Source organism: Shinella sp. R2-11, assembly GCF_055330205.1.
On the sequence record NZ_JBVAPC010000006.1, the window covers coordinates 296,866 to 307,898 of the forward strand.

General features: G+C 68.7%; 7 protein-coding genes and 1 pseudogene. 5 read left to right on the forward strand and 3 right to left on the reverse strand.

Annotated elements, in window-relative coordinates; all coding sequences use genetic code 11:
* Positions 1–139: 139 nt before the first annotated feature.
* The 5 genes and pseudogenes from ACZ1A1_RS17215 to ACZ1A1_RS17235 all read left to right on the forward strand — a co-directional run bounded on the left by ACZ1A1_RS17215 (position 140) and on the right by ACZ1A1_RS17235 (position 7,159).
* The gene (locus tag ACZ1A1_RS17215) at positions 140–2,362 is read left to right on the forward strand and encodes a TonB-dependent siderophore receptor (protein ID WP_463620855.1); all 2,223 of its coding nucleotides are present in this window, start codon (positions 140–142) and stop codon (positions 2,360–2,362) included.
* Positions 2,363–2,484: 122 nt separating this feature from the next.
* Positions 2,485–3,207, forward strand: a pseudogene (locus ACZ1A1_RS17220) (ABC transporter ATP-binding protein); the annotation flags it as partial.
* An 8-nt stretch (positions 3,208–3,215) separates the two neighbouring features.
* Entirely contained in the window at positions 3,216–4,103 is an 888-nt protein-coding gene (locus ACZ1A1_RS17225) for an ABC transporter substrate-binding protein (RefSeq protein ID WP_463620857.1), read from the forward strand.
* Positions 4,093–6,069 (forward strand): Fe(3+)-hydroxamate ABC transporter permease FhuB, encoded by a 1,977-nt coding sequence (fhuB, locus tag ACZ1A1_RS17230; protein ID WP_313193953.1) that lies wholly within the window; start codon positions 4,093–4,095, stop codon positions 6,067–6,069. The genes ACZ1A1_RS17225 and fhuB overlap by 11 nt, the downstream gene beginning before the upstream one ends.
* The gene (locus ACZ1A1_RS17235) at positions 6,062–7,159 is read left to right on the forward strand and encodes an SIP domain-containing protein (protein WP_463620858.1); all 1,098 of its coding nucleotides are present in this window, start codon (positions 6,062–6,064) and stop codon (positions 7,157–7,159) included. The genes fhuB and ACZ1A1_RS17235 overlap by 8 nt, the downstream gene beginning before the upstream one ends.
* Positions 7,160–7,390: 231 nt before the next feature.
* Here the strand turns inward: ACZ1A1_RS17235 and ACZ1A1_RS17240 are convergent, their stop codons facing one another.
* The 3 genes from ACZ1A1_RS17240 to ACZ1A1_RS17250 are packed head-to-tail and all read right to left on the reverse strand — an operon-like array spanning position 7,391 to position 10,937.
* On the reverse strand, positions 7,391–9,358 hold the full coding sequence (locus tag ACZ1A1_RS17240) for an iron ABC transporter permease (protein ID WP_463620859.1): 1,968 nt from the start codon (positions 9,356–9,358) through the stop codon (positions 7,391–7,393).
* A 29-nt stretch (positions 9,359–9,387) separates the two neighbouring features.
* Positions 9,388–10,197: an ABC transporter ATP-binding protein gene (locus tag ACZ1A1_RS17245; protein ID WP_463620861.1), complete on the reverse strand. Its 810-nt coding sequence runs from the start codon at positions 10,195–10,197 to the stop codon at positions 9,388–9,390.
* Positions 10,194–10,937, reverse strand: a complete 744-nt coding sequence (locus ACZ1A1_RS17250; protein ID WP_463620862.1) for an AraC family transcriptional regulator — start codon at positions 10,935–10,937, stop codon at positions 10,194–10,196. The genes ACZ1A1_RS17245 and ACZ1A1_RS17250 overlap by 4 nt, the downstream gene beginning before the upstream one ends.
* Positions 10,938–11,033: the final 96 nt, after the last annotated feature.

Consider the following 11,033-nt stretch of genomic DNA (forward strand, 5'->3'; position numbering starts at 1 on the left):
CATCATGCCCGCTCCGCCACGCCGCGAAGCCAAGATGAGACAATTGCCGGCAGGATCATGCAAGGCGACATTCTGAACTTGATATAGGAGGTCAAGTATTGACGGCGGCGAGGGGCCGCCACGGATCGGGGATCGACGAATGCTGCGTTTGAAAGCACATCATCTTCTGCTGGCCGGCACGGCCTCAGGCCTTGCCCTGGCGATGTTCCAGCCGGCTTTCGCCCAGCAGGCGGCCGAGACCGAGCTGTCGCCCATCGTGGTCGAGGGCGGCCAGACGGGCGGCGCGGAAGACAAAAGCGGCGTCGGCAAGGTCAAGGGCGTGGTCGCCAAGACGTCGCGCACCGGCTCCAAGACCGCGACCGAGATCAAGGACATCCCGCAATCCGTCTCGGTGGTGGGCCGCGAGGAGATGGATGACCAGGGCGTGCAGAAAGCTGACGAGGCATTGCGCTACGTGCCCGGCGTGTTCACTCAGCCGTTCGGCTCCGACTCGGACACCAATTGGATGTTCATTCGCGGTTTCCAGGCGACGGCGGACGGCGCCTATATGGACGGCTTGCAGCTCTACAGCTACGCATTCGGCGGCTTCTATATCGATTCATTCGGCTTGGAGCGCGTGGAAGTCCTCAAGGGCCCAGCTTCCGTTCTCTATGGCGGCGCCAATCCCGGCGGCATCGTCAACTATGTCAGCAAGCGTCCGACGTTCGAGCGCAAGCGCTATGTCGAAACCGGTGTCAACGACGCAGGCAACGCCTATCTGGGCTTCGACATCGGCGATGTCGCCGATGACACCGTCAGCTACCGCATCAACGGCCGCGTCGCCGGAGGCCACGGCTACAGCGATTTCCAGTCCGGCTGGCGCGGCTTTATCTCGCCAAGCATCACATGGAAGGCGGACGAGCAGACGAGCCTAACACTGCTGGCGAACTACTCGCACATCGACGAGCGCCATGGCGGCGGCAGCTTCCTTCCCTATGAGGGCACGGTGGTCGACCGGGTCGTCGGGGGCGTGAACTACGGACGCATTCCGACCGACTTTAATGCGACCGAGAAGGCGATCGACGCCTATGACCGCAAGCAGGGGTCGATCGGTTACGAGTTCGAACATACATTCGACAGCCAGTGGACCGTCCGCTCCAATGCACGATACATGGCCGCTGACATCAACGAGGTCAACGTCTATCCGAACGGCTGGGCCAGCGCCAACGAGCTGTCGCGCATCAATTTCGCGCACGACACCAAGGCCAAGAGCTTCCTGATCGACAACCAGATCGAAGGCACGGTCAACACCGGCGCGTTTGAGCACACGCTTCTCGGCGGCCTAGACTACCGCTCCTACAACATCGACCAAAAGCAATATAACAACCTTTTCGATCCCGCCGCCAACCCGATCGATCCGTGGCATCCAGTCTATGGCGGGCCGCTCGCGGCGCGTATCCTGGGCGTGAATCAGGAATATACCGCGCAGCAGTTCGGCCTCTACGCGCAGGACCAGATCCGCTTCGGCGACGGGTGGCTCGTCACCCTGAACGGGCGCTACGACTGGAGCTGGCTCGATCGCGACAGCCGCCCGGACTACTATACCGCAACGTGGGGTTCGCCGGTCGTCGATCTCTCGCGCAGCGACGGAAACTGGTCGGGACGCGTCGGCGTGGCATATGAATTCGCCAACGGCCTGACGCCCTATGCCAGCGTGGCGACGTTCTTCAATCCGACGATCGGCACGGATGCGTATACCGGCGAACTCTTCAAGCCAGAGGAAGGCGTTCAATACGAGGTTGGCTTGAAGTACGAGCCCAGCTTCATCGACGGCCTGTTCACGGTGGCGCTGTTCGATCTTACCCGGCAGAACGTGGCCTCCTACGTGACCGCCTACACCCAGACGCAAACCGGCGAGATCAGATCGCGCGGCATCGAGGTCGAGGCTAAGGTGAATGTCACCGAGGACCTCAAGGTCACCGCGGCGTTCACCGCCATGGATGTCGACATAACCAAGGACGACCTGCGCGACGGCCAGGACTGGACCGGCCACACGCCCTTTATCACGCCGGAAATCATGGCGTCCATCTCGGCGGACTACACCTTCCGCGGCGATAGCTGGTATGACGGCCTCACCATCGGCGGCGGCGTGCGCCATATCGGAAGTTCGTGGGGCAACAACGAGAATACCCTCAAGGTCCCTGCCGTCACCCTGGTCGACGCCAAGATCGGCTACAAGAAGGGCAATTGGGGCGTCGACCTCAACGTGACAAACCTGTTCGACAAGTCTTATGTCTCGGCCTGCCAGATCAACATCTACGGCCAGGCTTGCAGCTATGGCGAAGGCCGGTCGTTCAAACTCAAGGCGTATACGAGCTGGTGACAAGAACAGGAGCCCATAAGGATCAGCAGAATGGGGGCGGCGGAACCACCCCCATCTCTGCGTCTACTACAGAAACCGCGCCGCTCTACCGGCTGAGCGGGCTCACCTTCCGGGCCGGCGGGCGCGTCATCGTCCGCCCGGTCGACCTTGCCGTCCCGCCGCGGCAGGTGCTGGCGCTGGTCGGGCCGAACGGATCGGGCAAGAGCACGCTCGTCAAGATGATGGCGCGGCAGCTTCGCCCTTCCGGCGGTGTGGCCGAGCTGCTCGGGCGCCCCATCGCGGGGATGAGCGACCGCGAATTCGCGCGGCAAGTCGCCTATATGCCGCAGTTCACGCCGCCGGCCGAGGGCATGACGGTGCGCGAGCTCGTCGGGCTCGGGCGCTTCCCCTGGCACGGCGCGCTCGGCCGCTTCAGCGCCGAGGACGCGGCCAAGGTCGAGGCCGCGCTCGAACAGACCGACCTTTCCGGCATGTCCGACCGCATGGTGGATAGCCTTTCCGGCGGCGAGCGCCAGCGCGCCTGGCTCGCCATGATGGTGGCGCAGGACGCCCGCTGCCTGCTGCTCGACGAGCCGACCTCGGCACTCGACATCGCCCACCAGGTCGAGATGCTGACGCTGGTGCGCAAGCTCAGCCGGGAAGGCGACGTCGGCGTGGTGATCGTCATCCACGACATCAACATGGCGGCGCGCTTTTGCGACCGCATCGTGGCATTGCGCCAGGGCGAGGTGGTGGCGGAGGACGCACCCGCCGGCATCCTCGACGCCGCCGTGCTGAAGCGCATCTACGGGCTGGAAATGGGCATCCTCCCGACCGCCGGCCTGCCGGTCAGCTACGTGCCGTGACGACGCGCATGCTCACCCGCCGCACCCTGCTCGCCGCCTGGACCCTCGCCGCCTTGGCCCCGCTCATGGCGCGCGCATCGGGGGCGCGCGCATCGGAAAGGACGGTCGCCGCCATCGACTGGGGGCACCTGGAAACCTGCCTCGCGCTCGGCATCGTCCCGGCCGCCGCGACGGAACTCAGGCAGTTCCGCGCGATCGCGGTGGAGCCGGTCCCGCCGCCGGAGGTGGCCGATCTCGGCCTGCGCGGCTCGCCCAATATCGAATTATTACGGATGATCGCGCCGGGCACGATCCTCATCTCGGACTTCTACGAGTACCAGCGGCCGCTGCTGGAGCGCATCTCGCCCGTCGTCAACCTGCCGGTCTATCAGAGCGGCACGCCGCCTTACGCGCTGGCGGAGCAATCGACGGCGGCCATCGGCAAGCTGCTCGGCCGCGAGGCGGAAGCGCGGGCCTACATGGCCGCCGCACGCGCCGAGATCGAAGCCATCGGCCAGCGCCTCGGGCAACTGGCGCGGCACCCCATCTTCGTGATCAGCCTCGGCGACTCCCGGCATTTCCGCGCCTTTGGCGCGGATTCGATGTTCGGCGACGTGATCGCCCGGCTCGGGTTAAGGAACGCCTGGACCGACGCCACCAGCTACAGCGCCGCCGCGCCGGTCGGGCTGGAGGCGCTGGCGCGCATTCCCGAGGCCTCCATAGCCGTGATCGGGCCGACGCCGCCGGAGGTGCAGCGGACATTGGCCGGGAACGCGCTGTGGAATGCTCTGCCCGCCGTTGCGCAAAGTCGGGCCAAAGAACTGGCGCCGATCAACCATTTCGGGGCCTTGCCGTCGGCCCTGCGCTTCGCCCGCGAACTTGACCGCGTCTTCGGGAGCCAAGCCGATGCCGGTTAGCATACGCCCCTCCCCGGCCCTGTTCTGGAGCCTGGCGGCGCTCGCCGCGGCCCTCCTGTTCTGCCACGAGCTGATCGCCGGCTGGCCGCAGGGCAGCGGGGTCGAGCGGCGCCTGCAGGAGATCATCCTGATCTATGGTACCGCCCCGCGCGCCGCGACGGCCCTGCTCGCCGGCGCGACGCTCGGCCTTTCGGGCCTCCTGCTGCAACGCGTGCTGCGCAATCCGCTGGCGGAGCCCTCCACGCTCGGGGTCTCGGCGGGCGCGCAGCTCGCCATGGCCGCCGCGACGATCCATGCGCCGGCCCTGATGGCCTTCTCGGTCGGCCTCGTCGCCTTTGCCGGCGGGTTGGCGACGGTGGCGCTGGTGCTGGCGCTGACCTGGCGGCGCGGGCTGGAGCCCGTTTCCGTCGTGCTGGCCGGCATGATGACGGCGCTCACCGCCAATGCGGCAAGCGCGGCGCTGATCCTCGCCAATGGCGAATATCTGTTCTCGCTCTTCATCTGGGGCGGCGGCTCGCTGACACAGCAAAGCTGGGGCCCGGCACTGACGCTGGGCTTCGCCCTGCTTGCGGGTCTTGCCGCCTCGGCGCTGCTGCTGCGGCCGCTGGCGCTGCTCGGCCTCGACGACGCGGCGGCGCGCAGCCTCGGCGCCGCCGTCAATGCCAGCCGCTTCCTGGTGATCGGCGTCGCCGTGTGGATGGCGACGACGGTGGCCGCTGAGGTCGGCGTCATCGGCTTCATCGGGCTCGCGGCCCCTGCGCTGGCGACGCTGTCGGGCGCGCGCAGCCTGAAGCAGCGCCTGGTGCTGGCCCCGCTCATCGGCGCCATCCTGCTCTGGCTCACCGACGGGCTTGTGCAGGTCCTGGCGGGATCGGGCGGCGAGCGCGTGCCGACCGGCGCGGCGACGGCGCTCATCGGCGGGCCGCTGCTCATCTGGCTGCTGCCGCGCCTGAAGCTGTTCGAATGGCCGAGCCTTGCGGGCGGAGCCGCGCAGGTCCGGCGGGCTGCGCGCCCGCTCCTGCTGCTCGCCGTGCTGGCGGCGCTCGCCTGCCTCGTCTTCGCCGTGGCCGCCATTCTCGGGCGCGGGCCGGATGGCTGGGTGCCGGCCACGGGCCAGCTTCTGGCCGATCTTGCCGATCTGCGCATCCCCCGCCTCGTCGCGGCGGCGAGCGCCGGGGCGATGCTGGGCGTTGCCGGCGTCGTCATCCAGCGCATCACCGGCAATCCGCTCGCGGGTCCTGAAATCCTCGGCGTCGGCATGGGGGCCGGGGCCGGCCTTGCCGCCGTGCTGCTGCTCAGCGCCACGGCGGGCCTCGGCTGGCAGATGGGCGGCTCGGCGCTGGGTGCCATGGCCGTGCTGCTCTCGATCCTCGCGCTCGGCGCGCGGGGCGGCCTCGGGCCGGAACGACTGCTGTTCGCCGGCATCGCCGCCAATGCGCTGTGCAGCGCCGTGCTGACGGCGATCATCGCGCTCGGCAACCAGCAGTCCTACATGCTGCTGCAATGGCTGAGCGGCTCGACCGGCCGGGTCGGAGCCATGGAAGCGCTGACGGGCCTTGCCGGCCTCTGCATCCTCGCGCCGCCGCTCTTCCTCGCCGCGCGCTGGCTCGACCTCTTTCCGCTCGGGCCCGCCGCCGCGCAGGCCCTCGGGCTGGCAGTCGGCCGGGCGCGCTTCATGCTGGTCGCCTGCGCCGCGCTGCTGACAGCGCTGGCAGCGCTCTTCGTCGGTCCCCTCAGCTTCATCGGCCTGATCGCGCCGCATCTGGCGCGCCTGCTCGGCCTCGGCAAGGCATGGCAGCAACTTGCCGGCGCGCTGCTGATCGGCGCCGCGCTGATGGCGCTGTCCGACTGGCTGGCGCGCATGGCGGCTTTCCCCTATCAATTGCCCATCGGCCTGTTCGCAGCGCTGCTGGGCGGGCCTTATCTGATCTATCTTCTGGCAAGGGGAACCGAGCGCCATGGCTGACATGCCACGTGTCTTCAAGGCGACCGCCGAAATCGTCCTGCCCTCGCCCGACGTGATGATGCGCCGGCTCTGCAAGCGCTTCAGCGAGTTCGGCGAGGTATCGGGGCGCGGGCGCTGCCGCCGGATCGAGACGGGTTTCGGCGTGGCCGATGTCGAGGATTGCGGCCATTGCCTGAAGATCTGCGCCGCCGGCGCGGACGAGGTCGCGCTCGCCTATGTCAAGCTGGCGATGGCCGAGCACCTTCTCAAGCTGGCCGACGCGCAGCCGTCGATCGTCTGGGAGGGCGACGGCATGGCCGGCGCGCCCCTGCCCTATTTCCGCGAGATGCGGGTAAAGAATGCCGTGAACCTCACGCCGCACATGCGCCGGCTGACGCTTGCGGGCAACGACCTGCAGCGCTTCGCGCATGGCGGCTATCACGTGCGGCTGCTGATCCCCAAGCCGGGCGACACGGCCCCATCCTGGCCGGTGATGGGCGAGGACGGCCGCCCGCTCTGGCCGGCCGGCGAAGACCGGCCCGACATTCGCATCTATACGCTGCGGCGCGTCGATGTCCGGGCCGGCGAGGTCGACATCGATTTCGTCCTGCACGACGGCGCGCAGACGCCGGGCGCCCGATTCGCCGGCAGCGCGCAGCCCGGAGACCGCGTCGGCATGACAGGCCCCGGCGGCGGCACGGCGCCGCAGGCGGACTGGGTCCTGCTGCTCGGCGACGAGACCGCGCTGCCGGCAATCGCCCGCATCCTCACCGAACTGCCCGCGACGACCACGGCCGTCGTGCGCGTGCAGATCGCCGACGAGGCCGAACGCCAGCCGCTGCCGACCGAGGCGCGGCTCGACCTGCGCTGGCTCTACCGCACGCTAAAGCACGAAAACGGGGCGATACCCACCCGCCTCTCCGATACGCTCGCCGAAATCGAATGGCCCGACGACGGCCGGACGGTCTTCGCCTGGGCCGGCTGCGAGTTCGAGGATTTCCGCACGATCCGCCGGCACCTGCGCCAAGACCGCAACCTCAAACGCGAAGAACACCTCGCCGTCGCCTACTGGCGCCACGGCTTTGCCGGCGATGCCGCTCGGGGGAAGTAGGGACAGGGAGGCTGGAACCGGATCGGGACGCTGCTTGCAGCGCTAATCGTGCCCGTTTGCTGCGGACTGGCCGCTATCAGGTCACGCCAAGCGCATAGCTGCCCGACCATACTTTCCTACCCTTCGACCTCGATCCTTCGAAGAACATCTGAGGCCTTTGATATCCGCAGTCTTGGCGGAATGAGCCGCCCGAACGCGGCGCATCCAAGGATCTTCCCCGGCCCGCAAAGCTCACCCAATCGATGCCCGCCCGTTTGGCCGCGGCCGCAGGAGGAGCGTGAAGAGCGGGGCACCGATGAGGGCGGTGACGAGGCCGGCGGGGAGTTCGTCGGGGGCGATCAGGCTGCGTCCGACGATGTCGGCCATTGCCAGCAGGAGCGCACCGAGGATCATCGCGACGGGCAGGAGGCGGGCGTGCCTCGGGCCGGTGAGCAGGCGGGCGGCGTGCGGGGCGAGCAGGCCGATGAAGCCGACGGCGCCCATGGACGAGACGGCGACGGAAACGCAGAGGCCCGCGCAGGCGATCGTCACCATGCGCATTCTTTTCGAGGCGAGGCCGAGGGCTCGGGCCGTCTCGTCGCCGAGGGCGAGCGTGTCGAGATGGCGCGCGGCCGCGACGGCGGCGAAAAGCAGGAGGGCAAGCCAGGGCATCAGCATGAGGGCATCCTCGTAGCCGCGGCCATGGGTGGAGCCGGCAAGCCATGACAGTGCCTCGGCCGTCTGCAGCCGCGCCTCGACCACGACAAGCGTTCCGGCCGCGCCGAGGCTCGCCGCCGTCGCCACCCCGGCGAGCACCAGCTTTTCGGGCGAGCGGCGCAGGCCGAAGGGCAGGACCAGGAGAAGCGCGGCGAAGGCGCCGCCGGCCGTCACCATCTGGAAAGGCAGCGAGCCGGGCGCAAGTCCGGCAAGCAGGGCGAGCAGGCTGAAGAGCGCCGCGCCCTGCGTCAGGCCGAGCGTTTCCGGGCCGCAGAGCGGGTTGCGGGTCACGGCCTGGAGCAGGACGCCGGCGGCGGCGAGAAACGCGCCCGCCCCGAGCGCGATCAGGAGGCGGGGCGCCCTGAGATCGAGATTCGCGAGCACCTCGCCGGGGGAAAGCGAGAGGCCATCGCCGAAGGCGAGACCGGCGAGCAGGATCGCGGGAAGCGCGATGGCGATGCCGCCGGCAAGATAAAGACCGCCGAGCCGCGTCGACAGGCCGGGATCGCGGTGCCGTCGCTCCGCGCCCGTGCGGGCGACCCGCAGGACGACCAGCATGGCGGGCGCGCCGAAACAGGCGATGACCGTTCCCGTCGGCAGGATCGTTCCGCTGGTGGAGAGAAGCTGGACCGTCACGTCCGCAAGCAGGACCGCGTTGGCTCCCCATAGCGCCGACAGAGGCAGGAGGCGGCGATGGCGCGTCAGGCCCAGTGCGCGCAGGAGATTGGGTATGGCAAGCCCGACGAAGCCGACGGGGCCGGCAAGCGCGACCGCCGCGCCCGACAGGACGACGCTTGCCGCAAGGCCGAGCAGGGTCGTTACCCGGGTCATGCCGAGGCTTCTTGCGGCATCGTCCCCGAGCGCGAGCAGATCGAGCGCGCGGGTCGTTCCCAGCAGGAGGGCCAGCGCCGCCAGGATCGCCGGGCCGGCGGTCAGGACCTTCCCCCAGCCCGTCTGATCGAGGATGCCGGACGACCAGAGGACCAGTCCGGAGGCGCGATCGTCGGCCATCAGCACGATCGCCGAAGCGAGCGCGGAAAAACTGAGAGAGATCGCGACGCCGGCCAGCGCCAGGCGGACCGGCGGGGCGCGAAATCCGCCACCCAGCGTCAGGCAGGCGGCCGCGCCGAGCGTACCGCCGACGACGGTGGCCGCAAGCGACGGCATCTGAAAGGGCAGGAGCAGCGTAGCGACGACGAGGGCGAGATGCGCGCCGCTGGTGACGGAGAGGATATCGGGAGCGGCAAGCGGGTTGCGCAGCGTGGTCTGCATCACCGCGCCGGCGACCGCCAGCGCCGCGCCGATCAGCATCGCGGCGGCGACACGCGGGAAGCGGACCGTTTCCAATATGGCTTGCGGCAGGGTCGCCGGGCGATGCGGGAAAGCCAGGACATCGGGCCAACTGACGAGGCTGCTGCCGAGCCGGAGGTCCAGCAGCGCCAGGACGAGCAGCAGGAAGAGGCCGGCGAGCCACAGGCCATTGCCGGAGATGGCCACAGACATAGCCCTGGATATGGGCAGCCTTGCATCCGTCATCGCGCGTCCCGGCTGTCGTCGATCCAGTCGACCAGGCAGAAGGGCCGGCCGTCGCGCGGATGGGGCACCACGTCGACCTTGCAGCCGAAGGCCTCCGAGAGGAGCGCCGGCGTCAGGGTTTTGGCCGGCGTGCCGATGGACAGCACCTCGCCCTTGCGCATCAGCACGACGTCGTCGGCCAGGTCCATGACCTGGTTGAGGTCGTGGAGAACGGCCACGATCGTCAGGCCCTCCCGCCTGTTGAGGCGGCGCAGCAATGTCAGCAATTCGGCCTGGTGGCGAATGTCGAGAAAGCTCGTCGGCTCGTCGAGGAAAAGCAGTTTCGGCTCCTGCGCGAGCGCCATGGCCACCCAGGCGCGCTGGCGTTCCCCGCCGGAAAGCGTGGCGATCTGGCGCTCCCGCATCGCGCCGAGATCGACCCGCTGGATGGCGGCCTCGATGGCCCCGCGGTCCCGCGCGGTCAGGCGCCCGAGCCAGGGGCGGTGCGGATAGCGGCCCTGTTCGACCAGTTCCTCGACATTGAGCCCGGCCGGGGTTTCGGGATTCTGGCTGAGCACGGCAAGCTGTCGTGCGATATCGCGGCGGGAAAGATCGGCGAGGGGCCGGCCGGCCAGCGTCACGACGCCGCTCGTCGGCGTTTCCAGGCCGGCGAGGCACTTCAGCAGCGTGCTCTTGCCGGAACCGTTCGCGCCGCAGATGGCGGTGATGCGGCCGGGACGCACCGGGACGCTGACGTCGCGAAGCGCATGGGCCCCCTCGAAAACCATGCTGACGCCCCGCGCCTCGGCAACAGGAGCCATGCTCATGAAAGAACCTCGCGCATCGCCTTGCGCAGCGCCGAAAGACTGCGGTAGCCGACATCGACGGCAGCCTCGTCGAGCCGCGCGCCCTCCGCCCGCCGGCGCATGACATGGGCCATGCGCACGCGGCGGCGCCATTCGGAAAAGCTCATGCCCGTCTCCGTGCGGAAACGCCGGGTCATGGTGCGGCGGCTCATGCCGAGCCTGTCGGCCCAATGGTCGATGTCGAGGTCGATGGAGGGCGTGTCGGAAAGGTCGTTGCACAGTTTCTGGAGCCGCTTGTCGGTCGGCATGGGCAGGGCGAAGGGACTTTCCTCGGCGCTGGCGATCTCCTCGAGGATCAGCGCGACGAGATGGCCGCCGCGCCCCTCCACGTCATAGAGGACGGGCTCGGCGAGGAGGGCCGAAATGGTGGCGGAGAGCAACGCCGACATCGGAATGACCCGGATGGGCTCCCAATCGACGTGCGGCGTGTCGTTCGCCTCGATATAGAGCGACTGCATAGCGACGCGCCCATGCGCGGTGACGGCATGGGGCACGTTGGGCGCGATCAGCAGGCCGTAGCCGCTCGGGATGATGAAGGAGGCGGAAGGGATGCGGGCCGTCATGAAGCCGTCCGTGATCAGCAGGAGCTGCCCGCGGCGATGGCTGTGCCAGCCGGAATCGACGCTGCCCTGATAGACGCGCGCCATCGCGGCCACGGGACGCGGGACGTTCTGAAGATCGATTGCTTGCGGCCGCCTCATGCCATCTCCATGTTGTGCGGGACGCTTCGTTTCCCCCGCGGAAGGGGCGCTGCCGCCTTCCACGGCGGGAGCCATAGTCTGAACGAGACGGTTTTT